We start from the raw sequence: 24046 nt of genomic DNA, 5'->3' as shown, positions 1-24046 counted from the left end.
GCATAGTGCTTGCTCTAGTTAGCAAGGTGCGCGATACTCGGAGTGTCAGAAAACCACGTGAACTAGGAGTTCTCATGAGCACCGCCGAACGCACCATCCCCACCCCGGTCTTCGCCGTCGTCGGCGCCGGCGACGCTGCCGTCCAGGAAGTCAAGGACGCCCTCGCCGACCTGCGTACTCGCGCAGAAGCCCGCCGCGAAGCGACCCAGACCCGCATCGAGAGCGCCCGTACCCGCATCGAGGCCACCCGCACCCGCATCGAGGAGCTCCCCGCCGAGCTGCCCACGATCGACGAGCTCCGCGGCAAGCTGAACGCCGACGAGCTGCGCAAGGTCGCCGACCCCTACGTCGAGCGCGCCACCAACTTCTACAACACCCTCGCTGAGCGCGGCGAGACCACCGTCGCACGCCTCCGCGAGAACGCCGTGGTCCAGGAGAACCTGACCCGCGTCGAGAAGGCCTACAACGACGCCGTCGACCTCACCGAAGACGCTCTGGGCGCCGTGTCGTCGCAGACCCGCGCGGTCGGCGAGCGTGCGGCCGGACTCGTCGGCCTCGCCGCCGACAAGGTCGAAGACGCCGCCGTGGACCTCTCCGAGGCGTCGGCCAAGGTCGAAGGCGCGGCCGTGAAGGTCGAGCAGGCCGCGGCCAAGGTCAAGTCCGAGACCAACGCCGCAGCCAACAAGGTCGCGGGCGCCGCAGGCACCGTCGAGGCCAAGGCCCGCACCGCCGCGACGTCGCCGGCCAAGAAGGCCGCCGCCGCTCGCAAGCCCGCCGCACCGGCCAAGAAGGCCGCTCCGGCCAAGAAGGCTCCCGCAGCCAAGTAAGGTTCTAGCGAAAGACCCCGCCACCCTCTCTGCCGGTGGCGGGGTCTTTCGCGTCGTCGATCACTCCAAGGCGGCGAGGCGGGCGCGCTCGGCGGCGACGTCGAAATCGGCGGGCGGCCACGACAGGTCGAGCGAGCGGAGCGCTTCGAGGAGCAGCCGGGCCACCGACAGTCGGGCGAACCACTTGCGGTCGGCCGGAATCAGATGCCACGGGGCGACGTCGGTGTCCGTCAGGTCGAGAACGTCCTGGTAGGCGACGAGGTAGTCGTCCCAGAACGCTCGTGCGTCGATGTCGCCCGGGTTGTACTTCCAGTACTTGTCCGGGCGGTCGAGCCGCTCGGCGAGACGGGATCGCTGCTCGGCCTTCGACACCGTGAGCAGGCACTTCACGATCGTCACGCCGGAGTCGGCGAGCTCGGCCTCGAAGTTGTTGATCTGCTCGAATCGGGGCCGCCACACGCTCTCCGGGGCGAGGGAGTGCACTCGGACGGCGAGCACGTCCTCGTAGTGCGACCTGTCGAACACGCCGATCCGTCCCGGCTTCGGGAGGGCGTTGCGGATCCGCCACAGGAAGTCGTGAGCAAGTTCCTCGTCGGTCGGCTTCCCGAATCCGGTCACCGAGACGCCCTGCGGGTCGAGGAGTCCGCCGACGTGGCGGACGATCCCGCCCTTGCCCGCGGTGTCCATGCCCTGCAGCACCAGCAGCACCGACCGGTCGTCGCCGGACCGGCCGTTCGCGAACAGCATCTCCTGCAGGCTCGACAACTCGTCGCCGACGGCGGCGAGGTCGTCCGCGGCCGACGCCTTGTCGCCGCGGTAGCCCGGCGTCGACGCCGGATCGAACGAGGCGATGGGACCCGCCGCGCGTGCCCGCAGTTCGTCGGTCCGGATGAGTGTCACGTCGGCTCCTCGTCGGGCAGGGGCGGCATGGGCAGGGGATCGGCCGCGAAGGCCTCCGGATCGCCGTTCCGGGTGACGATGCCGACCAGGCCGCCCCACACGAGCATCGTCAACTCGTCCACCAGCTGCGAGGTGGAGCCGTCTCCGTGCGCGAGGACGTCGTCGACGGCGCGGATGATCGCCCCGACGATGGCGGTCGCCCACGTCCGGGCTCCGGTCGTCATGGCGCCGCGCGCGGCCAGCCGGACCTCGAGCGTCGACGCGACCGCGCCCGCGAAGATCCGCTCGGTGTGCGCGATCGAACTGCTGCCGGCCGTGCGGCCCGTCGTGAACCGGTACAGGTTCGGGTCCTCCGACACGGTCTCCACATAGGCGCCGATCACCGCGCGGACCAGGTCGTAGTCGATGAGGTCGTCCGACAGCGCCTCGCTGACCTTCGGCAGCAGCGTCGACTCCATGTATGTCACGGTGACGGCCGCCGCCAGGTCGTTCTTGTCCGCGAAGTAGCGGTACAGCACGGTCTTCGACACGCCGACGTGCGACGCGATCTCGTCCATTCCGGCGTCCGCGCCCAGGTCTCGGATGGCGGCGACGGTCCCCGCTGTGAGCTCGGCGCGACGTTCCTGCTTGTGCTTCTCCCAGCGCTGTTTGCGGCCGTCGGATGTGACGGCCTCGACTGCTGGCATGAGAATGCGCTGCTCCAGCTCACGGGTGAGGGTCCGGGCGGCGTTCACAGCGACCGTCGCGGACGACAGCGGGTTGAGGTTAGGCATCACCTGGCAACTTTAGTGGGTGTTCGGGGACACTGGTGACGTGTCGACAACCTTGGGTGTTTCGCCGAAATCGTCGCCTGCAGGCCTGGACGGGGCGGGCGACGAACGACGTGTGCGCGATCTCCGGAAGATGAAGGTCGTCGCGACCGGCATGCTCGTCGGGGCCGCGGTCGTGTACTTCGTGATGAGGTGGATCGAGCACCGCGACGGCTCCGACACCGCGGCGTGGGTCGGATACGTGCGTGCCGCGTCCGAGGCGGGCATGGTCGGCGCGCTCGCCGACTGGTTCGCGGTCACCGCTCTGTTCCGTCAGCCGCTCGGCATCCCCATTCCCCACACGGCGCTGATCCCGCGGAAGAAGGACCAGATCGGCGACCAGCTCGGCGAGTTCGTCGAGCAGAACTTCATGACGCCCGAGGTGATCGTCGAACGAGCCGTGTCGCTCGACCTGCCGCGACGGGTGTCCGGATGGGTCGCCGACCCGGCGAACTCGGTCCGCGTCAACGACGAGGTGTCGCGCGCGATCAAGATCGGCGCCGAGATGCTGCGCGACGAGGACGTCGAGAAGTTCATCCAGGCGGTCCTGCGGTGGGCCGCGGAACCGCTGTGGGCTCCGCCCCTCGGCCGCATCCTCGAACAGCTCGTCGACGAGGAGCGCGTGGAGCCGATCATCCAGGTGTTGTGCGACCGGGCGCACGACTGGGCGCTCGGCAGCCAGGAGCTCATCGACAGAGTGGTCGACAGGGACGGCCCGGCCTGGGTGCCCAACTTCGTGAACAACCTGGTCGGCGACAAAATCTACAAGGAGCTCACCGAGTTCACGTACAAGGTACGTGCGGACCCGACGCACGACGTCCGGCGCGCCATGCACCAGTTCGTCAAGGACTTCGCGTACGAACTGCAGCACGACGAGGCGACCATCGCGAAGTTCGAGGGCATCAAGGCCGAACTGCTCGGCCGCGACGAGGTGACCGGGGCCGCGTCCACCGCCTGGCAGGCGGGCAAGGACGTCATCGAGCAGATGCTCGACGACCCGTCGTCGACCCTGCGGACGTCGATCGCCGACGCCGTCGTCCGCCTCGGCGTCCGGATCCGCGACGACCAGCCGCTGCAGGACAAGATGAACACGTGGATCGCGCGCATCGCCCGCCACGTCGCCGAGAACTACTCCACCGAGATCATCTCTGTGATCACCGACACGGTCCGCGGGTGGGACGCCGAGGAGACGAGCCGCAAGATCGAACTGCAGGTGGGCCGCGACCTGCAGTTCATCCGGATCAACGGCACCGTGGTCGGCTCCCTCGCCGGTCTGGCGATCTACACGGTCTCCGTGCTCGTGTTCGGCTGACCTCTCGACTGCGCTCGGGGAACCGGGGGAAGCGCCGATTCCGGCTCCCCGAGCGCAGTCGAGGGGACGGCCGGTGCTTGCACTTGCTAGCACTCGTTCGGCACACTGGAGTTCCAGAGAGAACGGGTAGTGAACGTGAGCAGCCAGAGCAGGAACTCCTCAACCGATCAGGCGACGGACGACGCGACGACCGCGGAAGCGGTGGCCGCGGCCGCGCAGGACATCGGAGCATTCATCCGCACGCAGCGATTGTCCGCGCAGGTGTCGCTCCGACAACTCGCCGAGCGAGCGGGCGTCAGCAATCCGTACCTGTCGCAGATCGAACGCGGACTCCGCAAACCCTCCGCAGACGTCCTCGCGCAGATCGCGAAGGGCCTGCGCGTGTCGGCCGAGGTGCTGTACGTCCGTGCGGGGATCTTGGAGGAGCGTCCGGCGAGCCCGGTGCGCGACGCCCTGCTCGTCGACGACTCGATCAGCGAACGCCAGAAGCAGATGCTGTTGGAGATCTACGACTCGTTCCGGCGGGAGAACGCCAAGGCGGAGGAGGGCGTCGACGATGCGAACGCCGACGTTGACAACGCTCGTGGGTAAGGTGGCCTGGTGAGTGTTCAAGAGGTCGTCCAGTACGCCCAGCTGTATCTGCTGCTGGCAATCGGTGTGATCGCCGAGCTGTCGGCGCTCATCGCATTGGTGCACGCGGCGTCCACGCGGCCGGACGCCTTCTCCGCCGTGGACGCGCAGTCGAAGACGTTCTGGGTGGCGCTGCTGGCCGGAGCGAACGCCCTGATCCTGCTGTTCGTCCTCGGCGGCATGAGCATGTCGCTGATCGCCCTGTTCCTCATCGCGGTCATCGCGACGATGGTGTACATCGTCGACGTCCGTGTCCGCGTGGACGAGATCCTGAACCGCAACTGGTTCCGGAAGCTCGGATGACACCCGTACGGGACCGCGCATGACCGAGTACCGCATCAACGACCTCGCCCAGGTGTCGGGCGTCAGCGTCCGCAACATCCGCGTCTACCAGGACCGCGGACTCCTGCCCGCGCCCGCGATCCGCGGACGCACCGGCTGGTACTCCGACGAGCACCTGGTGCGCCTGAACCTGATCTCCCGCATGCTCGAGCGCGGGTACACGTTCGCGACGATCAGCGAACTCCTGCACGCCGCCCACTACGGGATGAAGGTGGAGCACGTGCTCCGCGACTCGCCCAAGGCGAGCCGGTTCATGAGCATCAAACGCGCCGCGACCATCACGATCACCGAACTGCGCAAGTCGCTCGGCGCGTCCGACCGCGCGATCGGCATCAGCCAGAAGCTCGGCCTCCTCACCAAGGACGGAGCGCACTACGCGGTCCGCAACCCCGAGGTGCTCGGCAGCGCCGAGGCCCTGGTCAAGGCGGGCATCGACATCGACGTCCTCCTCGACATGTGGGTCCGCGTCGAGCAGGACCTGTCCGACGTCGCGCACAGCTTCGTCTCGCTGATCACCGACAAGTACTTCGACGAGAACCTGCCGAACCTCGGTGACAAGACGTTCACGCAGATCGCCGAACTGGTTCAGACCGTGCGTCCGATGGCGCACGAGATCGTCGAGTCAGCCTTCTCCAAGGCGCTCGACGACGAGATCTCCCGCGCCGTCGGCGAGGCGAGCTCGATCTTCGACAAGTCGAAAGGCTCCGCGGCGTCGTCGGGCGACTGACGCGGCGCGGAGAAAGGATCACTGATGGTTCACGTGAATTGGGGACGACTCGGCAAGGCCGCGATCGTCGGAGGCGGACTCGCCGCGGGCGCTGTGGCGGCCGAACTCGGGCTGATCGGCGGGCTCATCCTCCGCGAGGCGCTCAAGTACCCCGCACCCGTGCAGGACGGTCCCGACCCGCTCGTCCGGGTGCCGGCGAAGGCCCCGCGGTCGTCGGTCGTCGGCACTCCCGACGGCGCGTTGTTGCACGTCGCGACGATGGGCGACGTCGATGCCGCAGACGAGGTGATCGTCCTCATCCACGGCTGGACGTGCAACACGTCGTTCTGGAATCCGCAGTTCAACCATTTCGCGGACAGCGGTCGCGCCGTCATCGCGTACGACCAGCGTGGGCACGGGCTGTCGGAGATGGGTGCGATCCGCCCGACGATGGATCTCCTCGGCCAGGACCTGCAGGCGGTCCTCGAGGAGATGGTGCCGGACGGCAAACGTGCCGTCCTCATCGGCCACTCGATGGGCGGCATGACGATCATGTCGTGGGCCGCGCAGTTCAGTGCGGGCATGGAGGAGAAGATCTCGGCGATCGTCCTCACCTCGACCGCGGCGGAGGACGTCGTCCAGCGCCAGCAGTTGGTCCCCGAACTCCCGGCGGCCCTGCGTCCGGCGGAACCGCTGGTGGAGAAGGCGTTCGTGTCGTCGCCCGTTCCGCTGCCCGCCACCGGGCTGTCGGAGAAGATCTCGCACTACGTCGCGCTCGGCCCGGTGGCCCGGCAGGCGCACGTCGCCTTCAGCCACGAGCAGATCGCGGCGTGTTCGCCGAAGGCGCGCGGCGCGTGGGGTTCGGCGATGTACACGCTCGACGTGGTCGCCGGGCTCGAGCGGATCAGCGTCCCGACGGCCGTCGTCGTCGGGACGAAGGACCGGCTGACCGGCACCGACCATGCCGGCGAGATCGCGGCGGTGCTGCGCGGAAACGGTGTCCTGCACTCGTACACCGAGTACCCGGGCGCCGGGCACATGGTTCCCATCGAGCGGGCCGCGGCGTACAACCGGCTGCTCGACACGGTTCTCGGCGACGTCAGCGAGGCAGTGAACAGCTGACGAACACGGGTTCGGGGTGCAGCTCGACGCCGAACGCGTCGCGCACCCCGTCCCGCACGTCGGCCGCGAGGGTCACGAGGTCGTCGGTCGTCGCGTCCCCGCGGTTGGTCAATGCCAGGGTGTGCTTGGTCGAGAGTCGGGCGGGAGCCTGCTCGTCGGGGTAGCCGCGGGTGAATCCCGCCCGCTCGATCAGCCAGCCGGCCGACAGCTTGGTTCCGCCGTCGGCGGGGAAGCGGGGAATCCGCACGTCGTCGCCGACCCGGTCGGTGATCGCCGCGATCACCCGGTCGATCCGGTCGTCGCCGATCACCGGGTTGGTGAAGAACGAGCCCGCGCTCCACGTGTCGTGGTCCTCGGCGTCGAGCACCATGCCCTTGCCCACGCGCAGTCCAAGGACCACCTCTCGGACCAGCCGCGCCGAGGCCGTCGCGCCCTCGTCCACCCCGAGGCGCTGCGCCAGTTCGCGGTAGGCGATCGGCTCCGACACGGCGTCGGCGTTCAGCCGGAACGAGACGGTCAGGACGACGTGCGTGTCGGCGCCTTTCAGCTTCGACGTCCGGTAGCCGAGGCCGAGATCGGACGGGGCGACCCACTCGCGCCCGCCCGTCGTGCGGTCGAGCAGTTCGACGCCGCGCAGCAGGTCGCCGACCTCGACGCCGTACGCGCCGACGTTCTGCACCGGCGTCGTGCCCGCGGCTCCGGGGATGCCGGACAGGCATTCGAGGCCGCCGAAGCCCGCGTCGACGGTCGCGGCGACGAGCTCGTCCCAGTCGGTGCCCGCGGCCGCCGTGACGAACGGACCGTCGTCGTCCGAGCCGAACTCGATGCCGGTGCTGCGGACGATCACCGCGGTCCCGCCGAACCCGTCGTCGCCGATCACCAGATTCGACCCGCCGCCGATCAGCAGGACGGGCTCGCCCGCGTGGTCGAGGCGCGTCACCGTCTCCACCAGCGACAGCGTGTCCGCACACTCGACGACGGCCCGGGCGGGGCCGCCCAGACGCAGGGTGGTGTACGCGGACAGCGACTGTGCGTGGGTCATGCCGGTAACGGTAACCTCTCACCCATGGCGAGCAACTTCGAGCATTCGGTGTCGTACCCGTTCTCTGTCGCGGAACTGTGGGCACTGCTCAGCGACGAGCAGTACTGGCGGGCGCTGCTCCACGCGACCAACGCCGAGCACGGCGTCCTCGAGTCGTTCAGCCGTGACGGCGACGTCGTCACCGTCGTCACCAAGCAGGGGATCGCGGCCGAGAACCTGCCGAAGGCCGTCACCGCGGTCCGCCCCGGCGACCTCGAGATCCCCCGCACCTGCGTCTTCACCAAGAGTGACGGCACCGTCACCGGCCGCATGGACGCGTCGGTGTCGGGCGCGCCGGCCAAGATCTCCGGCGACATCGCGATCACCGGGGAACCGGCCGTCGCACGGTACGCGGGCAGCGTCGACGTGTCGATCCCGTTCGTCGGCGGAAAGATCGAACGGGCCGTGATCGAGCAGGTCGTGATGCTGCTCGACGCCGAACGCGACGCCACTCTCGATTTCCAGGACCGTTAACAGGCCGGTTACCCTGGGATCATGGCACGACGGCTCAGCTACTCCGCCCGCTACGAGCACCCGGCGGAGAAGATCTACCAGGCGCAGATGCAGCGGCAGTACTGGGACGCTCTCATGGAGGAGTTCCGGGAACTGACGCCGATCTCGAACGTCCAGGAGTTCGAGACGGGCGACGACGGCATGCGGGTGGTGCTGCAGCAGACGATCACCCGCGACATGCTGCCGCCGATCGCGCAGACCGTGATGAAGAAGGACATGATCATCACGCGCGTCGAGACCCTCGGCGCGTTCGACGGAGACAAGACCTCGGGCACCTACACGGCGTCGATCCCGGCAGGTCCCGGTTCCCTCAACGGCGAGCAGGTCCTCTTCCCGACGGCCACCGGCTGCACCGTCCGCAAGACCACCGAGGTCAAGGTCTTCATTCCGTTCGTCAACGGCAAGTTGGAGCAGCTCATGCTGATCAACCTCGTCGATCTGTTCCGCGGCGAGGCCGAGTTCACGGCCGGATGGGTCGACAAGAACCTCGCATGAGCCGGACCGGTCGAGCGGGCAAGCCGCTCGGTCGGATCACCCGAGGCACCACCAACATCAACCGGTTGCGTCGTGTCGACCGGGCGATGGCGGGCGACGGTCGCGTCCTCCAGGCGTTGGACGTCCCGACTCCCCTCGCCGTCGACCTCGGCTACGGGGGACGGCCCGACACGGCCGTCGAGATGGCGTCGCGTCTGCGAACGGTCGTCCCCGACCTGCGGTTGGTCGGACTGGAGATCGATCCCGCCCGCATCGTCCCGCCCCGTGACGGCGTCGAGTTCGCGCTCGGCGGGTTCGAACTGGCCGGACTGCGGCCCGGTCTGGTCCGGGCCTACAACGTTCTGCGCCAGTACGACGAGGCCGAGGTCGACGCCGCGTGGGCACGGATGCGTTCGGCGCTCGCCCCCGGCGGGCTCATCGTCGAGGGGACGTGCGACGAGATCGGCCGCCGACATTGCTGGGTGCTGCTCGACGCCGACGGGCCGATCGAACTCACGCTGTGCTGGTCGCCGACGCATTCGGACCGGCCGTCCGACCTCGCACCCCGCCTCCCGAAGGCGCTGATCCACCGCAACGTGCCCGGCGAGCCGATCCACGATCTGCTCGTCGCCGCCGACCGCGCCTGGGACCGGGCGGCGGCCCAGGCGGCGTTCGGGCCACGGGACCGGTGGCGCGTCGCGCTCGCGATGCTCGCCGCGGACGGCCTGCCCGTCACCGTGCCGCGCGGGCGGCGCGTCGACAATCACCTGACGGTCCCGTGGTCGCTCGTGGCGCCCGACGAACCGGCCTGACCTCGGTTGATTCGAACAGATGACGTGTGCGTCCGATTGGCCCGAGTGTGGTTACGATGAGCGCATGTCGACTCCCGGACGCCCTGACGGCGGCGTGAACCCGTTCTCCGAGACGATGCACCGCGGCATCGATTCGAACGAGGTCTCCCTCGACAAGAACTCGACCGCGCAGGTCACCAATCCCAGCTACGCCGCCACCGGGCACTACCCGACAGGCGGCATCCCCCAACCCGACCAGTACACGCAGCCCTCGCAGGAGCAGTACGCGTATCAGCAGTACCCGATGAGCGGCGGGTTCGCGCCGTACCCGCCGCAGCAGCGACAGTCGTCGGCCATGCGCGGCGTGCTCATCGGCCTGACGATAGCCTGCATCGTCGCGCTCGGCGTCGGCTGCGTCGTCGTGTGGAAGAAGGTGTCCGAGAAGACCTCGGACACGACGTCGCAGACCACCGCCGCGCAGCAGGCGACCGGCCCGACGACCACCCTGTCGACCGCACACGTCGATCCGGAGACGAAGGCGCAGACCGATCTGGCGTCGGCCGCCGCGGCCGACACCTCGTACATGCGGTCCAACTACAACAACCGCTGGACCGCGCAGATCAGCGCGAAACAGCCGGGTCTGTACGCCGAAGGGCGCACCTGGGACAACGCCGCGATCTACAACGAGTACGTTTCGATGAAGCAGAGGTACCCCAACGTTCGACTCCTTCGATCGTCGGAATGGCCGGTCTTCTCGATCACCAACTGGTGGATCATCGTGTCGGCCCAGTCGTTCCCGACGCCGTCGTCGGCGCTCAACTGGTGCGTGAGTCAGTCGCTCGACAAGGACCACTGCTTCGCTAAGTTCATCAGTTCGTCGAGCGGCCCCGAGGGATCCACCCTGTACCAGCGCTGATCGACGAGCCCGACAGGCAGGAGCTCACGTGCGTCTGGCGATGGCCCAGATCTCGACCGGAACCGACCCCGACGTCAACCTGACGCGCATCGTCGCCGAGACCGAACGCGTCGCCGCCGACGGCGTCGACCTCATCGTGTTCCCCGAAGCGTCGATGTGCAGATTCGGCGTGTCACTGACCGGCGTCGCGCAGCCGCTCGACGGACCGTGGGCGTCCCGCGTCGTCCGTCTCGTGAATGACACCGGGGTGACCGTCGTCGCGGGCATGTTCACCCCGTCCGACGACGGCCGCATCCGGAACACGCTGCTGATCGCCCGGCCGGGAAAGCCGGCCCTCGGCTACGACAAGATCCATCTGTTCGACGCGTTCGGATTCGCGGAGTCGGCGACCATCGCGCCGGGCGAACGCACGGTGATCGCCGAGATCGCGGGCCGTCGCGTCGGATTCGCGACCTGCTACGACATCCGGTTCCCCGAACTGTTCGTCGAACTCGCAGCCAGGGGAGCCGAGCTGATAGTCGTCCCGACGTCCTGGGGGTCGGGCGCGGGCAAGCTCGCGCAGTGGGAACTGCTGGCTTCGGCACGGGCGCTCGACTCCGGGACCACCGTCGTCGCCGTCGGACAGGCGTTGCCCGACGACCCGAAAGTCAGAGACAGCGGGGCTCCCACGGGGATCGGCCATAGCCGAATCTCAGATCCGTTCGGTAGCGTGATCGCCGACTATGACTCCGGTGAGCAGGTCGGTGTGCACGATATCGATCTGACCCGGACAGACAAGGCGCGAGCGGCGCTGGCGACCCTAGCCAATCGCCGTGAGATCCGCAGCCTGGATGGGACCGATGCGACATGACCGACTCCGGTAAGCCCGACTCGACCGAGCCCGACCCGACCGACCGGGACTCGACGCAGTCCTCGGGGCCGACTCCGACGCAGGGCCCGCTGCCGTCCGCCGGGTCGCCCGCGGACAGTCCGACCGGTGAGGTGGTGACCGGACCGATCGACCCGAGCCGTCGCCCAGCCGCGAAGGTTCCGCCGCAGGGGCAGTCGCGACCGGTGACCCGCCAGATGGACGCGCTCGGCACCGGAGGGTTCGACCCGTCGAGCAGCCCGGGCATCCCGGTCGCGTCGTCGCCGGCGATCCCGGTGACGAGGTCGGCGCCCGCGGGTGACAAGCGTGGTCGTCGTCGCACCATCGCGTTGATCTCGGCGGCCGTCGTCCTGCTGTTGGTGATCGCGGGAGTCGGGTCGGAGCTGTACATGCGCAGCAAGGTCACCGACTGCATCTCCAACGCGTTCGGCAACCTGACCGGCGCGTCGACCGACGTGTCCGTCTCCCGCAAGCCGATGCTCCTGTCGATCTTCGGCAGCGAGGTGTCCTGGGTCCAGGTGGACACGAACGACGGGGACGCCGGCAACATGCGTCTGCACGCGCGCGCCGAGGGGATCAGCACGGATGGCGGAACCGTCCGCTCACTGAAGGGGTCGGGTTCGCTGCCGTACAAGCGGATCACCGAACTGAGCAGCGAGAACGACAAGTCCGGCGTCACCACGATCACGTCGATCACCGGCGACGCGAACGCCGGGACATTCACGTTGAACGTCGACGTCCCGGTCGCGATCATCACCGTCCCGGCCACGGTGACGTTGAAGCCGGTGACTACGGGCGGTTCGGTGAAGTTCGAGGTCACCGAGGCGAAGGCGCTCATGTTCGGCCTGCCCAACGACTACGCGCAGCCGATCGTCGACCAGGTGACGAGCTCGATGTTCGGTCAACTGTTCAAGCAGATCAAGGTGAGCGACCTCAAGGTGACGGCGACCGGTATCGATTTCGCGTTCTCCGGCTCCGACGTGAACCTCAAGGCCGCATCGGAGGGCCAGACAGGCAATTCCTCCGGCAACTGCTCCGTCTGATCACGGCTTGCCCGCAACTCGTCTAGATATGAGTGATGCCCGGTGTGAGCGAGCGTGCTTGTCGCTCCCCGTTGCTTGAGCGAGCGTGCTTGTCGCTCCCCGTTCCTTGAGCGAGCTTGCGAGTCGAAAGGTCTTATCCGGCTAGACCTTTCGACTCACTTCGCTCGCGAATGGAACGGATAGGCTCGCTCACACCGGGAATCAGTCGTCTAGGAGAAGACGACGGTCTTGCGGCCGTAGACGAGGACCCGGTCTTCCAGGTGCCAGCGGACGCCGCGAGACAGCACGAGGGTCTCGATGTCGCGGCCCTGCCGGACCATGTCGGCCGTCGTGTAGTCGTGGCTGATGCGGCTCACGTCCTGCTCGATGATCGGTCCGGCGTCGAGATCGGCGGTCACGTAGTGGCAGGTGGCGCCGATGAGCTTCACCCCGCGGTCGAACGCCTGGTGATACGGACGGGCGCCGACGAAGCTCGGCAGGAAGCTGTGGTGGATGTTGATGGCGCGACCGGCCCACGCCTGGCAGAGGTCGGCGGGCAGGATCTGCATGAAACGGGCCAGGATGATCGCGTCCGGGTCGTAGCCGTCGACGATGCCCCGGACCTGTGCGAACGCCTCGGCCTTTCCGTCGGCGGGGAACGGGACGTGATGGAACGGGACGCCGAAGCGCGTCGTCAGCTCTTCGAGGTCGCGGTGATTGCCGACGACGGCGGCGATGGTCGCCGGGAACTCGCCGCGCTCGGCGCGCGACAGCAGGTCGGTGAGGCAGTGACTGTCCTTGCTGACCAGCAGGACGACGGACTTCTCGACCGCAGTGTCGGTGAACGACCATTCGGCGTCGGGGCCGATGGCGGCGGCGATCGAGGCGAAGCGTTCGCGGACGTCGTCGATGGAGATCTCCGGCGAGTCGATGCGGACCGCCTGGCGGGTGAAGAACCAGCCCGTCGACTCGTCCGAGTGGTACGAGGCCTCGGTGATCCAGCCTCCGATGTCGGAGATGAAACCGGAGATCGAGGCGACGATGCCGGTCGTGTCGGGGCATCCGAGGGTGAGGACGAGCCGTCGTGGGTGCTCGCTCGTGGGGCGCTGTGCGGTGGTCACCCGTCCAAGTGTGCCAAGCTCGATGACGTGACGAAAAGCAACATGAACCGAGCGGCCGTCGCGGCCCTCGTCGACCACACCCTGCTCAAGCCCGAAGCGACGCGCGCCGATGCGGAGGCCGCCGTCGCGGAGGCCGTGGAGCTAGGTGTCGCGTCGGTGTGCCTGTCGCCGTCGATGCTGCCGATCGACGCCGGGGACGTGCGTGTATGCGTCGTCGCGGGCTTTCCCTCGGGTAAGCATCATTCGCTCGTCAAAGCCGCCGAGGCCCGGTTGGCGGTCGAGACGGGAGCGCGCGAGGTCGACATGGTGATCGACGTCGGCGCGGCCGTCGACGGGCGGTACGACGAGGTGTTCGCCGATGTCATGACGGTCCGTGAAGGCATCGGCCCAGACGTGGTGCTCAAGGTGATCGTCGAGTCGGCGGTGTTGCTGGAGGCCATCGGCGAGGACGGGCTCACGCAAGTGTGCCTGCGTGCCGCGCAGGCGGGGGCCGAGTTCGTGAAGACGTCGACGGGCTTCCACCCGGCGGGCGGAGCGAGCGTCCGCGCCGTCGAGGTGATGCGCGCAGCGGTCGGGCCGAACGTCGGGGTCAAGGCGAGCGGCGGCATCCGCACGGCGGAGTTCGCCGCCGAGCTCATCGCCGCGGGCGCGAACCGCCTCGGACTGTCCGGCTCGCGCGCGGTCCTTGACGGATTCGCGTCGTAGCCCTCTGACCGTGCTCGACGACAAGACCGTCGAGTATGCGCGAACGTTCTCGGTCGGCGAACTGTCTCGCGGGGGTGTCACCACAGGTCGAATCCGGCGTTGACGGTGGGGTATCCGGTGTCGACGGTGGAGTTGATCCGGTACTGGTCTCCGGTGGTTCCGGTGGCGTTGGTGTTCGCTCCGGACGGGGCGTCGACGATCTGGTAGACGGCCGTGGGTCCGGTCGCTCCGATCCGGTAGTTCACGGTGACGGTCTCGGCGTGGCCGGTGGGAGCGGATGCGGTGACGGTCTCGGTGGCGTACGGGGCCAGGGTGTGCCGGGGTGCGTTGATCCACTGGCCGCCGCCTGCCGAGGAGCCGAGGAGGTGTTCGGTCTTGTCGGTGTGGTTGGTGATCGTGGTGGCGATGGTCGGTTCGCCGGGGTGGGTGATGGGCATGGTGCCCGCGTGGGCCGCGCCGGCTCCGACGGCCGCGGCTGCGGTGATGCCCGCGGCGATGGCGACGGCTGCGCCCGCGGCGGCGAGGCGGTTGCGGGAGAGGCGGCGTCCGGCGGTTGCGGTGGTGGTGGTGTTCATGGTGGTTCCTCGTCTCTGGCGTGTGGCCGGTGGTGTGTCGTTGTCTGACACCCATGACTCTGCCCGCCGGAGAGGTCGGTGAACGTCCCCGTGACGGGGGATGCACCGGTGGAAACACAGGTCCACCGATCGGGGGAAGACGTCCGGTCGACGGCGTCGATTCGCGGCGCGGCGGACCGATCGACGCTAGATGAATGATTCCCGGTGATGCGTCTCCCCACGACGGTGTGAGCCGTGGCGCAGTGCTAGCGGAGTCGCGAGTCGAAACCGCCCGACATGGGCCGGATTTTCTTGTGCAGCAGTGTATTTCGCCGAAGCTGGCTCGTATGCGAACTGTTCAGCGGCCGGCGTGACCAGTGGAGACACAGCGGACGGCGACGTTGTCACCGGGAATCAACCGTCCAGTTAGACGACGGCGAGAGGGTCGACGTAGACGGCCGACAGCGCGACGGCGATCGCCGCGGCCTCGGGGACGTGGACGCCGAAGCAGGTCGGGTTGATCTGCAGCGGACGATCGATCCGGGTCGCCGCGTCGAACGCGGCCTGTACCGGAGCCAGACCCTGCGGGTGGGTGGCGAACGCGTCGCCCGCGACGATGATCTCGTCGGGGTTCAGGATGTCGCGCATCGCGGCCACCGCTTCGCCGAGCACACGCGCCTGGTGATCGGCGATGACGCTCGCGTCGGGCTCGATGCGCAGTCGTGCGGCGACGGCGTTGGTCGCGTCGGTCCCGATCACCGACTGCAGCGGTGCGAGCGGCTCGGTCGACAGGATCCCGGGGACCACCGGTAGTCCGGCGATCGTGCCTGCGCCGTGCGACGGCTGGTGGACCTCGCCTGCGATGGTCATCGCCATGCCGACGGTCTCGCGAGCATAGAAGAACAGGCCGGACTGGCCGTGGTCCATCGCGCCGGACAGGATCAGGTCGGCCGCGGCCATCGCCTGCACGTGTTCGGACACGGAGACGGGCACGCCGAGCGCCGCAGTCAGTTCCGGACCGAGCGGCTGACGGTGCCAGTTCAGGATCGGATGGTCGACGATGCCGGTGTCGGCGTCGACCGCGCCGCCGATGGCCGCGCCGCCCCACAGCACACGGCGACCGGAGAAACGGTCGGCGAGTTCGCGCAGGAGACCGCACAGGCGTCGGACGGCGTCGGAGGCGTCCATGCCCGCGAACTCCTGGGTGGCGATGGCGTGCGAGTACAGCGTCCGGCCGCGGAGGTCGGCGATGACGAGCGCGGTCCGCAAGGCTCCGACGTGCATGCCCGCGACGCAGTAGTGGTCGCGGTCGAGGGTCAGGGGGATCTTGGGTCGGCCGATGGCCCCGACGTCGACGAGGTCGGGACGCTCGGTGATCAGATTCGCCTCGATCAGGGAGTTGACCTGCCGGTTCACGGTCGCCGCGGACAAGTCGACTGCGCGGACTATCTGGTCGCGCGTCACCGGTCCGTTCACCCGGATCGCGTGCAAGACGGCAGCCGTCGGGCCGCTGCCGATTCGAAGTCGTGCGGGGACGACGCCGCCTGAGGTCATGGCGTCGAATCTAACAGCCGGGCCGTCCCTAGACTGGTGACATGAGCAGTCGAGGATACAAGCGTCGTGTCGCGGTCGTCACCGGTGCGAGTTCGGGGATCGGCGCCGCGACGGCTCGGTCGCTGGCGCGTGACGGGTACGAGGTGGTCCTCGGTGCGCGGCGCGTCGACCGGCTGGAGGAGTTGGCCGCCGAGATCGGCGGACGCGCGCAGCAGTTGGACGTGACGGATGCGGAGTCGGTGGAGCGTTTCGTCGCGGGGCTGGACCGCGTGGACGTCCTCGTCAACAACGCCGGCGGGGCGAAGGGGATGGCGAGTGTCGCGGACGCCGACCTCGACGACTGGCAGTGGATGTGGGAGACCAACGTGGCCGGCACCCTGCGTGTCACGAAAGCCCTGCTCCCGGCCTTGGAGGAGTCGGGCGACGGCCTCATCGTGACGGTGACGTCGCTCGCCGCGATCGAACCCTACGACAACGGCGCCGGGTACACCGCGGCCAAACACGGTCAGGCGATGATCCACCGCACGCTGCGACTGGAACTGCTCGGCAAGCCGATCCGACTCACCGAGATCGCGCCGGGCATGGTGGAGACGGAGTTCTCCCTGGTCCGCTTCGACGGTGACGCCGCGAAGGCCGACGCCGTCTACTCCGGACTCGAGCCGTTGGTGGCCGACGACGTCGCCGAGGTGATCTCGTTCGTCGCGTCTCGCCCGCCGCACGTGAACCTCGACCAGATCGTGATGAAGCCGCGTGATCAAGCCAGCGCGCGCCGAAACATCAGAACCGGCTAGATAGACCTGGCTAGGACGCTTGAGAGGAGACGGTCCCGAGGACCCGGCGACTCAGCGGTTCTGCCTGCGGGCCACCACCGCGTCGAGGACGTCGGCGACGTCGTCCGTGCCCGGTACGCGGTAGCGGGCGGCGGTCGCGCCGTCGCCGACCTTGATGCTGATGTCGCCGGGCAGGGTGAGGTGGGCGAAGGCCTTCTCGTCGGTGATGTCGTCTCCGAGGTACAGGACGGCCTGGGCTCCGGCCCGTTCGCGGAGACGGTCCAGGGCGTGACCCTTGCTGGTCTCGATGACGGCGAGTTCGATGACGGCCTTGCCGTATGTGACGTGGACGCCGTCCCATGAGCCGGGCCCCTCGGCGGCGAGGGCGAGCGCGGCGTCGGCGTCCGACGACGACGCGTTCCGCACGTGCAGGGTTGCGCTCGCGGGCTTCGTCTCGACGGATGTTCCGGGGAAGCGCACCGACAGTGCCTGGAAGTCGGCGACCACCCGGTCGAGGAGCGCCTGCTTGTCGGCGGTGACGGGGTCGGCGAAGCCGGTGTCGAACTCGGCGCCGTGACTCCCGACGAGGATCACGGGGTCGCCGAGGCCGGACAGCGAAGCGAGGTCGGCGCGCGCCCGACCCGACACGAGGGCGACCTCCACGCCGGGCAGTCGGGCGGCCTCGGCGAGTGCGCGCACCGACCGCGGATTCGGTGCGGCGTCCTCGGGCCGGGAGACGATCGGCGCAACGCACCCGTCGTAGTCGGATGCGAGCAGCACGCGGTCGAGCGATGCGAACTCGGCGACCGCGTGGGCGAGTGGGCCGTCCGACCTCACGCGGTCTCCTCGTTCGCGGCGCCCGCGCCCGCCAACGACTGCAGGAAACTGGTGGCCCACAGGTCGACGTCGAAGTCGAGGACCTGACGGTGCAGGGCGGCCATCCGTGAGCGACGAGCGTCGTCGTCGTCGGTGACGGCGGCCTCGATCACATCCATGACGTCGCGCTCGTCGTACGGGTTCAGCAGGTAGGCGTCCGTCAGTTCGGCGGCGGCTCCGGTGAACTCGCTGAGCACGAGGGCGCCGCCGTGGTCGGCGCGGCACGCCGCGTACTCCTTCGCCACGAGGTTCATGCCGTCGCGCAGCGGCGTCACGAGGACCACGTCGGCGGCCATGAAGTAGGCGAGCAGTTCGTTACGCGGCACCGGCCGCAGCAGATAGCGGACCGGCGGCGACGTGGTGGTGCCGTATGTGCCGTTGATGTGCGAGACGGTCTGCTCGATCCGGTTGCGGACGGCGATGTAACTGTCCACCTGCTCGCGGGAGGGGCTCGCCAACTGCACGAACACCGTCTCCGCCGGGTCGAGGCGCCCGGCCGCGAACAGTCCTTCCAGACCGCCCAGGCGGACGTCGATGCCCTTGGTGTAGTCGAGGCGGTCGACGCCGAGGAGGATGGTCCGCGGATCGCCGAGCTCGGCGCGGATCTCCGCTGCCCGTCCGGTCTGCGCTGCGGCCTGTGCGGCGACGTCGGCGGCGTTGATCGAGATCGGGAACGACCCGACGCGGACCGTGCGCGACGCGGTCCGGACCGTGCCGAGGCCGTCGCGGACGCCGACCGGGTCGCGGGACGTCTCGAGCCCGCAGACGCGGCGGACGAGCGTCATGAAGTTCTCGGCGCCGCCCGGCAGGTGGAACCCGACCAGGTCGGCCCCGAGCAGACCGTCGAGCAGTTCACGACGCCACGGGAGTCGCGTGAACAGTTCATACGACGGGAACGGGATGTGCAGGAAGAAACCGATCCGCAGGTCGGGACGCAGATCCCGGAGCATGGTGGGGACCAGTTGGAGCTGGTAGTCGTGCACCCAGACCGTCGCTCCCGACGCCGCGGCGGCGGCCGCGGCCTCCGCGAACCGGCGGTTCACCGACACGTACGTGTCCCACCAGTCGTGCCGGAAGACCGGTTCGACAAGGAGGTCGTGATAGAGCGGCCAGAGGGTCGAGTTCGCGAAGCCCTCGTAGTAGTCGACGATCTCGTCCGCGCTCAGCGGCACGGCGTGGATGTCGATGCCGTCGACGGTGTCCGGCGCATCGGCCGGGCCCGCGCCCCCGCTCCACCCGACCCAGGCGCCCTCACGGGTGGCGAAGGTCGGGGTCATCGCGGTGACGAGACCGCCCGGGGCGCGTTTCCACTCGACGGTCCCGTCGGGGTGGACGCGTTTGTCGACGGGGAGCCGATTGGCTACGACGACGAATTCCGCACCGGTGCGCGACATGTCCTAGGCGGACTCGTCTGCGCCGATTCCCAGCATCGCCAGGAGCATCCGGCATTCGTCGGCGTCGGTGGCGTACGTGGCGACCACGCGGCGGGCCGAGATCGCCGTCTCGTCGGCCACGGGAGTCAGGTCGTCGTCCGCGATGTCTTCGGTCTTGGCAGGCATGGCGACGATTCTACTCCGGCGACCTGTACGAGTCCGAGTTGGCGACGATCGCATCCCGGACGTACCGCGCGAGTCCGGGTTCGAGGGCGTCGTAGGTGGCGGCGAACCGCTCGTCGGCGACGTACATCTCGCCGAGGCAGCGGTGGAACTCGTGATCGCAGTCGTAGAAGCGGTCGTTGATCTGCAGGCGAGCGCGTTCGGCCGCCGCCCGCGCCCGCTCGCCGTCAGCCGGCTCGCCGGACCTCTTGGCATTGACGAACTCGGCGTTCACCGCGTCCTGTTCGGCCTTGACCTCCGCCCAGTAGGCTTTCGTGTACGTCGACGTGCGGGCCGCGGACTGGGCCCACGCGTCGGTCTCGCCCCACCGTTCCTCGGCTTCGGCCTGGTACTCGTCGGAGAACCCGTCTCCGAACAGTTCTTTCAATTCCGCGTCTGTGGCGGGTCGGTTCGTCATCTCACGCTCCAATGCGTCGTCGATCGCGCTCACGAGCTCATTGAGTTCGTCGAGCCTGGCCGTGACGACTCCACGTTGTCGGCGGAGGTGGTCGACAGCGTCGTCCGACCCGTCGAGCAGGTCGGCGATGTCGTCGAGAGACATCTCGAGCCGTCGATACACCACGATCTGCTGCAGTCGGACCAGGTCCGCCCGCGTGTACAGCCGGTAGCCCGCCGTCGATCGTTCGGTCGGGGACAGCAGGCCGATCTCGTCGTAGTGGTGCAGTGTGCGCACCGTCACCCCGAAATGCTCGGCCAGCCGACCCACGGTCCACGTCTCGTCTCGTGTCATCGTCACTCCTGAAGATCGTGGCGCCTCACGCCGCGTGAGGGTCAAGGACTTTCTCGTCGCGGCTTTCGACGGGGGAAGTGCTCCGGGCGGACGGGGATCCGGACGAGGACGGCGGGGATGCTCGGTCGACGCAGCGACCGGGCGAGGAATTCGCCGAGGGTGACGCCCGCGGCGAGCGCGCATCCGGTCGTCAGCGCGGCGGCGACCTGCCCGAACCCCTCGAGCGACTGACCGCTCATGATCCCGTACAGGCCGCGGTAGATCGCCAGGCCCGGCAGCAGCGGCGTGATGCCCGCCACCGCGATGACCAGCGGGGGAGTGAGGGCGCGCCGGGCGGCGAGACCACCGACGAGTCCCACGACGATCGCCGCCGCAGCCGACGCCACGATCGTCCCGGCCTGGGTCAGCGCGAGTCCGAAGGCCACACCCGACGCGACGACGCCCGCACCGAACGCGACCGGGATGGCCCGCCTCTCGGCGTAGCTCGCCAGCGCGAACGCCCCCGCGGCGAGCGCCGCACCGGTCATGCGGGTCAGGGTGTCGACCGGCCCGAACGGAGTCTGCGTCCCCAACCCCGGCAGGAAGACGCCGAACCATTCCGTCACGCGCAGCGCCAGTGCGACACCCGCGAGAATGCCGCCCGTCTGCAACACCACCTCGGAGAACCGCGCGGTTCCGGTGATCGGCGCGCCGGTTATCGCGTCCTGCACCGAGCCGACGAGCGACAGCCCGGACAGCAGGACGACGATGCCCGCCGCGATGATCTGCGACGGCAGGAAGTCGACACCGATCTGCTCGCGCCAGTGGAACAGCGTCGCCGCGGGCATGACGGCGATGAATCCGCCCGCGAACTGCTGGAAGAACATCGGCGTGCCGTCCCGTGCCAGGCGGCGGTTGACGGTCACGATGACCAAGGTGGTGATGAACGACGTCAGTCCGACGAATGCCGTGCCGCCCAACAGGATCGACACACCCGCCGCCATCACGCCCCAGCCGATGGTCGCGACCCAGTACGGGTAGGGATGCCGCGCGGCGATGATCTCGTCGACGATCCGGTGCGCGGTGCCCGGAGTGATCGCCAACTGCCGGATCCTCCGGACCAGCCGGTCCACGTGCGCCAATCGGGTGAAGTCCATCGAGCGGTAGTGCACCGTCCGCATCGCCATCACCGGCGGCAGTGAGAACCCCCGCCGCGCGCAGATCATGATGGTGTTGAACGTGACGTCCACGTCGATATCTTCGAGGCCGTAGATGCCCGCGACGAACTCGATCTGTCGGCGCGTGTCGATCGCGCCGGTACCCGAGTCGAGCAGGACCGCCCCGATCTTGGCCGCCAGGTCGAGCACCTCGGTGATCGCGGCCTCGTCGTCGAGCGCGATCGGTTTTCGGGGCGCGACGACGATGCTGCCGGGCTCGATCGTGTCGATCGTGGCCTGGGCGTTGCCGAGGATCTTGTCGAGGCCTCTGCGGAAGAACGGGCGCACGTCGTCTTGCCTCCTGTCCTGCGATCGGGTGCGTGATCGATGGTAGTGGGGGACGTCGCGGAGGCGATCGATATACTTCATCACCGGACGCCTCCTCAGTGGGTGCACGCCTCCGTAGCGCAGTGGTAGCGCAGCTGTCTTGTAAACAGCAGGTCGTCGGTTCGATCCCGACCGGGGGCTCGGCGCGGGCCGGGACGTCGAACGTCCCGGCCCGTTTTCGTTTTCGTTTTCGTGGACGATCGGTCGGATCCGCTGGAGTTTCGGTCACGTGCCGATGGTGGGCGGCCGAAAGACTGGGTTCATGACAACGACGACAGTCCCCCAGGAGTCGATCGCGACCAGATGGTCGGCGATCGCCGTCATGATGGCGACGAGTTTTGTGCTCGTCACCGCCGAGTTCCTCCCGCCGAGTCTGCTGCCCGCGATGGCCTCGTCGCTCGGCGTCTCCGAAGGCAACGCCGGACAGACGGTCACGGCGACGGCCTTCGTCGGCTTCCTCACGGCCCCGACGATCGGCGTCCTGTTGCCGCGACTGGACCGACGGCTGCTGCTCGTCGGGTTGACGGTCCTCGCCGCCGGATCGAACCTGCTGGTAGCGGTGTCCGGGAACATCTGGCTCCTGCTCGCGGCGCGACTGCTGCTCGGGGCGTCGATCGGCGGGTTCTGGGCCATGTCGATCGCCGTCGCGTCCCGGCTCGCGCGACCAGAGCATCTGGGCAGGGCGATGATGATCGTGAACACGGGAACCACCGTCGCGACGGTCGCGGGCGTGCCGCTCGGCGCCTATCTGGGATCGGTGTTCGACTGGCGGGTCGTGTTCGCCGGGGCGGCGGTGCTGTCGGTGGCGGTCTCGGTCGCATTGTGGAGAGTCCTGCCGTTCGTCGCACCCGCCGGCGGTGAACGACTCGGCGCACTGACCGGAACCGTTCGAGTTCCAGGCATCGCGCGAGGTCTGACCGGCCACGTCCTCACGGTCTTCGGGCACTTCGTCGCGTTCACGTACATCCGGGTGGCGCTCGAACGCGATCCCGACCTGAACGCCGCGACGATCGCCGCGATCCTCGTCGTGTTCGGCGTCGGCGGCGTCGTCGGAAACTTCGTCGTCGGGCTCGTCGTCGACAAGCATCTCGACGCGGCCCGGTACCTGGTGCCCGCGCTGATCGCCGCGAGCGTCGCCGCGGTCGCGGCCGCGCCGAACGCTCTGCCTGTCGTCGTCATCGCGGTCGCCACCTGGGGCTTCGCCTTCGGATCGTGGCTGATGGTGGTGTCGACGTGGATCGGTCGCGTGGCGCCCGACCGGATCGAGGCGGGCGGCGGCCTCCTGGTCGCCGGGTTCCAGATCGCGATCACGCTCGGGGCCTCGATCGGCGGCGCGATCGCCGACAGCGTCGGGATCACCATCGCACTGTGGATCGCCGTCGCGGCCGCCGTGGTCGGAGGCGCCCTCTTCGGCTCCGCGCGTGGTCCGGTCAGCCGGCCGTCGAGCGCCGCCAGCGAGCCGGAGGCTGTCCTGTGTGCCGCCGGAACGCACGGCTGAAGCCGGCTTCCGACTCGTAGCCGAGACGGTGCGCCGTCGCCGCGACGCCTGCTCCCTCGCTGAGCAGGCGTTTCGCGGCGTCCATCCGCACCCCGGTCAGGTACGACGCGGGCGACGTCCCGGTCAGGTCGCGGAATCGCTCAGCGAACGCCGACCGGGACATCGTCGCCTCGCGCGCCAACTCGTCGACTGTCCACATGCGACCGGGCTCGGCGTGCAGGGCGTCGATGACCTTCGACAGCTCGGGATCGGCGAGACGGTCGGCCCACAAGTCGGGGGCGCAGCCGCGTTCCAACCAGGCCCTGATCACGACCGAGACGACGGTCGTCGCGATGCGGCTGCAGATGACGACGTCGCCCGCCCGCGCGAGCGGCGAGGTCGGCCCGCAGTCCATCGCTTCGACGAGGCCGGTGACGGCGGGCTCGGCCGCGTCGAACTCGCGGACCACGATCGTCGACGGCAGCGCGGCGAGCGCCGCGGTGGGCGCGGTGCTCGGCGTCACCGTCACATGCACCACGTCGGCGTCGGTGTCGGCGTGCAGTCGGGCCCGGAAGCCCCGCGGCCACAGGATCATGTCGCCCGCGACCAGGGTTCGCCGCTCACCGTCGTCGAGCGTCGCCCGACCGTTCGCCACATACGTGAAGCCCGCCGACGATCCGGCGAACAGCCTGCTCTGCCCGATCGTGAACCGTTCGCGGCAAGAACTGAGGGTCGTCCAATCGAGCGCGGCGAGCGCCCGGTCGACATTGTCTGAGGTCGCGCCCGCGTACGAAGTGCTCACGTGCA

The 24046-nt window shown here is 68.8% G+C and carries 27 protein-coding genes and 1 tRNA gene; 16 read left to right on the top strand and 12 right to left on the bottom strand.

Going from position 1 to position 24046, the window contains the following annotated elements; genetic code table 11:
• The first annotated feature begins 74 nt into the window (after positions 1-74).
• Positions 75-827, top strand: coding sequence for a heparin-binding hemagglutinin (locus GYB83_RS08720; RefSeq protein ID WP_161895111.1), 753 nt, complete (start codon positions 75-77; stop codon positions 825-827).
• A gap of 60 nt (positions 828-887) precedes the next feature.
• Here GYB83_RS08720 and GYB83_RS08715 read toward each other — a convergent pair whose 3' ends face one another.
• Positions 888-1727, bottom strand: coding sequence for a polyphosphate kinase 2 family protein (locus GYB83_RS08715; RefSeq protein WP_161895110.1), 840 nt, complete (start codon positions 1725-1727; stop codon positions 888-890).
• Complete coding sequence (locus tag GYB83_RS08710; RefSeq protein WP_228461407.1) at positions 1724-2500, bottom strand: TetR/AcrR family transcriptional regulator; 777 nt, start codon at positions 2498-2500, stop codon at positions 1724-1726. The genes GYB83_RS08715 and GYB83_RS08710 overlap by 4 nt, the downstream gene beginning before the upstream one ends.
• A 130-nt stretch (positions 2501-2630) precedes the next feature.
• Between GYB83_RS08710 and GYB83_RS08705 the strand changes: the two genes are divergently transcribed.
• The 5 genes from GYB83_RS08705 (at position 2631) to GYB83_RS08685 (ending at position 6648) form a co-directional block, all read left to right on the top strand.
• The gene (locus tag GYB83_RS08705) at positions 2631-3848 is read left to right on the top strand and encodes a DUF445 domain-containing protein (RefSeq protein WP_186349768.1); all 1218 of its coding nucleotides are present in this window, start codon (positions 2631-2633) and stop codon (positions 3846-3848) included.
• 135 nt (positions 3849-3983) lie between these two features.
• A complete protein-coding gene (locus GYB83_RS08700; RefSeq protein WP_186349746.1) occupies positions 3984-4439 on the top strand; it encodes a helix-turn-helix domain-containing protein in 456 nt (151 codons plus the stop codon).
• 9 nt (positions 4440-4448) lie between these two features.
• Positions 4449-4781: a DUF2516 family protein gene (locus GYB83_RS08695; RefSeq protein WP_161895108.1), complete on the top strand. Its 333-nt coding sequence runs from the start codon at positions 4449-4451 to the stop codon at positions 4779-4781.
• A gap of 19 nt (positions 4782-4800) precedes the next feature.
• A complete protein-coding gene (locus tag GYB83_RS08690) occupies positions 4801-5547 on the top strand; it encodes a MerR family transcriptional regulator (protein WP_161895107.1) in 747 nt (248 codons plus the stop codon).
• A gap of 24 nt (positions 5548-5571) precedes the next feature.
• Positions 5572-6648 (top strand): alpha/beta fold hydrolase, encoded by a 1077-nt coding sequence (locus tag GYB83_RS08685; RefSeq protein ID WP_161895106.1) that lies wholly within the window; start codon positions 5572-5574, stop codon positions 6646-6648.
• Here the strand turns inward: GYB83_RS08685 and GYB83_RS08680 are convergent.
• Positions 6626-7690, bottom strand: coding sequence for a UDP-N-acetylmuramate dehydrogenase (locus GYB83_RS08680; protein ID WP_161895105.1), 1065 nt, complete (start codon positions 7688-7690; stop codon positions 6626-6628). The two genes, GYB83_RS08685 and GYB83_RS08680, sit on opposite strands and share 23 nt — an antisense overlap.
• 24 nt (positions 7691-7714) lie before the next feature.
• Between GYB83_RS08680 and GYB83_RS08675 the strand changes: the two genes are divergently transcribed.
• The 6 genes from GYB83_RS08675 (at position 7715) to GYB83_RS08650 (ending at position 12334) form a co-directional block, all read left to right on the top strand.
• Complete coding sequence (locus GYB83_RS08675; protein ID WP_161895104.1) at positions 7715-8203, top strand: DUF2505 domain-containing protein; 489 nt, start codon at positions 7715-7717, stop codon at positions 8201-8203.
• Between the two features lie 21 nt (positions 8204-8224).
• Complete coding sequence (locus GYB83_RS08670) at positions 8225-8737, top strand: DUF2505 domain-containing protein (protein WP_161895103.1); 513 nt, start codon at positions 8225-8227, stop codon at positions 8735-8737.
• Positions 8734-9528: a class I SAM-dependent methyltransferase gene (locus GYB83_RS08665; RefSeq protein ID WP_161895102.1), complete on the top strand. Its 795-nt coding sequence runs from the start codon at positions 8734-8736 to the stop codon at positions 9526-9528. The genes GYB83_RS08670 and GYB83_RS08665 overlap by 4 nt, the downstream gene beginning before the upstream one ends.
• Positions 9529-9592: 64 nt before the next feature.
• Positions 9593-10423 (top strand): hypothetical protein, encoded by an 831-nt coding sequence (locus tag GYB83_RS08660; protein ID WP_161895101.1) that lies wholly within the window; start codon positions 9593-9595, stop codon positions 10421-10423.
• A gap of 28 nt (positions 10424-10451) precedes the next feature.
• The gene (locus tag GYB83_RS08655) at positions 10452-11273 is read left to right on the top strand and encodes a carbon-nitrogen hydrolase family protein (protein WP_161895100.1); all 822 of its coding nucleotides are present in this window, start codon (positions 10452-10454) and stop codon (positions 11271-11273) included.
• Entirely contained in the window at positions 11270-12334 is a 1065-nt protein-coding gene (locus GYB83_RS08650) for an LmeA family phospholipid-binding protein (RefSeq protein WP_161895099.1), read from the top strand. Before GYB83_RS08655 ends, GYB83_RS08650 begins: the two co-directional genes overlap by 4 nt.
• 209 nt (positions 12335-12543) lie before the next feature.
• Here the strand turns inward: GYB83_RS08650 and purU are convergent, their stop codons facing one another.
• Positions 12544-13434 carry a formyltetrahydrofolate deformylase gene (purU, locus tag GYB83_RS08645; protein ID WP_161895098.1) on the bottom strand — a complete coding sequence of 297 codons (891 nt, stop codon included), beginning with the start codon at positions 13432-13434 and terminating at the stop codon, positions 12544-12546.
• Positions 13435-13476: 42 nt separating this feature from the next.
• Between purU and deoC the strand changes: the two genes are divergently transcribed.
• Entirely contained in the window at positions 13477-14139 is a 663-nt protein-coding gene (gene deoC / locus GYB83_RS08640; RefSeq protein WP_371865049.1) for a deoxyribose-phosphate aldolase, read from the top strand.
• A gap of 77 nt (positions 14140-14216) precedes the next feature.
• Here the strand turns inward: deoC and GYB83_RS08635 are convergent, their stop codons facing one another.
• Both GYB83_RS08635 and GYB83_RS08630 read right to left on the bottom strand, forming a co-directional pair.
• A complete protein-coding gene (locus GYB83_RS08635) occupies positions 14217-14714 on the bottom strand; it encodes a hypothetical protein (protein WP_161895096.1) in 498 nt (165 codons plus the stop codon).
• Between the two features lie 405 nt (positions 14715-15119).
• Positions 15120-16247: an ROK family transcriptional regulator gene (locus GYB83_RS08630; protein WP_161895095.1), complete on the bottom strand. Its 1128-nt coding sequence runs from the start codon at positions 16245-16247 to the stop codon at positions 15120-15122.
• A 41-nt stretch (positions 16248-16288) separates the two neighbouring features.
• Between GYB83_RS08630 and GYB83_RS08625 the strand changes: the two genes are divergently transcribed.
• A complete protein-coding gene (locus tag GYB83_RS08625) occupies positions 16289-17038 on the top strand; it encodes an SDR family NAD(P)-dependent oxidoreductase (RefSeq protein ID WP_161895094.1) in 750 nt (249 codons plus the stop codon).
• A 51-nt stretch (positions 17039-17089) separates the two neighbouring features.
• Here GYB83_RS08625 and otsB read toward each other — a convergent pair whose 3' ends face one another.
• Genes otsB through GYB83_RS08605 form a run of 5 tightly spaced genes read right to left on the bottom strand, consistent with a single transcriptional unit; the run spans position 17090 to position 21804 of the window.
• Positions 17090-17854 carry a trehalose-phosphatase gene (otsB, locus tag GYB83_RS08620; RefSeq protein WP_161895093.1) on the bottom strand — a complete coding sequence of 255 codons (765 nt, stop codon included), beginning with the start codon at positions 17852-17854 and terminating at the stop codon, positions 17090-17092.
• Positions 17851-19287 carry an alpha,alpha-trehalose-phosphate synthase (UDP-forming) gene (locus GYB83_RS08615; protein ID WP_161895092.1) on the bottom strand — a complete coding sequence of 479 codons (1437 nt, stop codon included), beginning with the start codon at positions 19285-19287 and terminating at the stop codon, positions 17851-17853. The genes otsB and GYB83_RS08615 overlap by 4 nt, the downstream gene beginning before the upstream one ends.
• 3 nt (positions 19288-19290) lie before the next feature.
• Positions 19291-19452, bottom strand: a complete 162-nt coding sequence (locus GYB83_RS23370; protein ID WP_186349745.1) for a hypothetical protein — start codon at positions 19450-19452, stop codon at positions 19291-19293.
• Between the two features lie 10 nt (positions 19453-19462).
• Positions 19463-20239 (bottom strand): MerR family transcriptional regulator, encoded by a 777-nt coding sequence (locus GYB83_RS08610; RefSeq protein ID WP_161895091.1) that lies wholly within the window; start codon positions 20237-20239, stop codon positions 19463-19465.
• 41 nt (positions 20240-20280) lie between these two features.
• Positions 20281-21804 (bottom strand): threonine/serine exporter family protein, encoded by a 1524-nt coding sequence (locus tag GYB83_RS08605; RefSeq protein ID WP_161895090.1) that lies wholly within the window; start codon positions 21802-21804, stop codon positions 20281-20283.
• A gap of 27 nt (positions 21805-21831) precedes the next feature.
• Between GYB83_RS08605 and GYB83_RS08600 the strand changes: the two genes are divergently transcribed.
• Together GYB83_RS08600 and GYB83_RS08595 are read left to right on the top strand one after the other, a co-directional pair.
• Positions 21832-21903: transfer RNA gene (locus GYB83_RS08600), tRNA-Thr, on the top strand.
• A gap of 121 nt (positions 21904-22024) precedes the next feature.
• On the top strand, positions 22025-23260 hold the full coding sequence (locus tag GYB83_RS08595) for an MFS transporter (RefSeq protein ID WP_161895089.1): 1236 nt from the start codon (positions 22025-22027) through the stop codon (positions 23258-23260).
• On the opposite strand, the gene GYB83_RS23580 is transcribed toward GYB83_RS08595, so the two are convergent.
• The gene (locus GYB83_RS23580) at positions 23193-24041 is read right to left on the bottom strand and encodes a helix-turn-helix domain-containing protein (RefSeq protein WP_228461319.1); all 849 of its coding nucleotides are present in this window, start codon (positions 24039-24041) and stop codon (positions 23193-23195) included. The genes GYB83_RS08595 and GYB83_RS23580 overlap by 68 nt on opposite strands.
• Between the last annotated feature and the right edge of the window lie 5 nt (positions 24042-24046).

Source organism: Gordonia spumicola, from assembly GCF_009932475.1.
In the GTDB taxonomy this organism is placed as follows: domain Bacteria; phylum Actinomycetota; class Actinomycetes; order Mycobacteriales; family Mycobacteriaceae; genus Gordonia; species Gordonia spumicola.
The sequence above is the reverse complement of the archived record's forward strand: the minus strand, read 5'-3'. Positions and strand labels throughout refer to the sequence as shown.

What these genes read in the sequence shown, in the direction of transcription:
- GYB83_RS08720 (WP_161895111.1), top strand. Translation starts at nt 75, where the DNA reads ATGAGCACCGCCGAACGCACCATCCCCACCCCGGTCTTCGCCGTCGTC.
- GYB83_RS08710 (WP_228461407.1), bottom strand. Translation starts at nt 2,500, where the DNA reads ATGCCTAACCTCAACCCGCTGTCGTCCGCGACGGTCGCTGTGAACGCC.
- GYB83_RS08705 (WP_186349768.1), top strand. Translation starts at nt 2,631, where the DNA reads ATGAAGGTCGTCGCGACCGGCATGCTCGTCGGGGCCGCGGTCGTGTAC.
- GYB83_RS08690 (WP_161895107.1), top strand. Translation starts at nt 4,801, where the DNA reads ATGACCGAGTACCGCATCAACGACCTCGCCCAGGTGTCGGGCGTCAGC.
- GYB83_RS08685 (WP_161895106.1), top strand. Translation starts at nt 5,572, where the DNA reads ATGGTTCACGTGAATTGGGGACGACTCGGCAAGGCCGCGATCGTCGGA.
- GYB83_RS08680 (WP_161895105.1), bottom strand. Translation starts at nt 7,690, where the DNA reads ATGACCCACGCACAGTCGCTGTCCGCGTACACCACCCTGCGTCTGGGC.
- GYB83_RS08675 (WP_161895104.1), top strand. Translation starts at nt 7,715, where the DNA reads ATGGCGAGCAACTTCGAGCATTCGGTGTCGTACCCGTTCTCTGTCGCG.
- GYB83_RS08670 (WP_161895103.1), top strand. Translation starts at nt 8,225, where the DNA reads ATGGCACGACGGCTCAGCTACTCCGCCCGCTACGAGCACCCGGCGGAG.
- GYB83_RS08665 (WP_161895102.1), top strand. Translation starts at nt 8,734, where the DNA reads ATGAGCCGGACCGGTCGAGCGGGCAAGCCGCTCGGTCGGATCACCCGA.
- GYB83_RS08660 (WP_161895101.1), top strand. Translation starts at nt 9,593, where the DNA reads ATGTCGACTCCCGGACGCCCTGACGGCGGCGTGAACCCGTTCTCCGAG.
- GYB83_RS08650 (WP_161895099.1), top strand. Translation starts at nt 11,270, where the DNA reads ATGACCGACTCCGGTAAGCCCGACTCGACCGAGCCCGACCCGACCGAC.
- deoC (WP_371865049.1), top strand. Translation starts at nt 13,477, where the DNA reads ATGAACCGAGCGGCCGTCGCGGCCCTCGTCGACCACACCCTGCTCAAG.
- GYB83_RS08635 (WP_161895096.1), bottom strand. Translation starts at nt 14,714, where the DNA reads ATGAACACCACCACCACCGCAACCGCCGGACGCCGCCTCTCCCGCAAC.
- GYB83_RS08630 (WP_161895095.1), bottom strand. Translation starts at nt 16,247, where the DNA reads ATGACCTCAGGCGGCGTCGTCCCCGCACGACTTCGAATCGGCAGCGGC.
- GYB83_RS08625 (WP_161895094.1), top strand. Translation starts at nt 16,289, where the DNA reads ATGAGCAGTCGAGGATACAAGCGTCGTGTCGCGGTCGTCACCGGTGCG.
- GYB83_RS08615 (WP_161895092.1), bottom strand. Translation starts at nt 19,287, where the DNA reads ATGTCGCGCACCGGTGCGGAATTCGTCGTCGTAGCCAATCGGCTCCCC.
- GYB83_RS23370 (WP_186349745.1), bottom strand. Translation starts at nt 19,452, where the DNA reads ATGCCTGCCAAGACCGAAGACATCGCGGACGACGACCTGACTCCCGTG.
- GYB83_RS08610 (WP_161895091.1), bottom strand. Translation starts at nt 20,239, where the DNA reads ATGACACGAGACGAGACGTGGACCGTGGGTCGGCTGGCCGAGCATTTC.
- GYB83_RS08605 (WP_161895090.1), bottom strand. Translation starts at nt 21,804, where the DNA reads ATGAAGTATATCGATCGCCTCCGCGACGTCCCCCACTACCATCGATCA.
- GYB83_RS08595 (WP_161895089.1), top strand. Translation starts at nt 22,025, where the DNA reads ATGACAACGACGACAGTCCCCCAGGAGTCGATCGCGACCAGATGGTCG.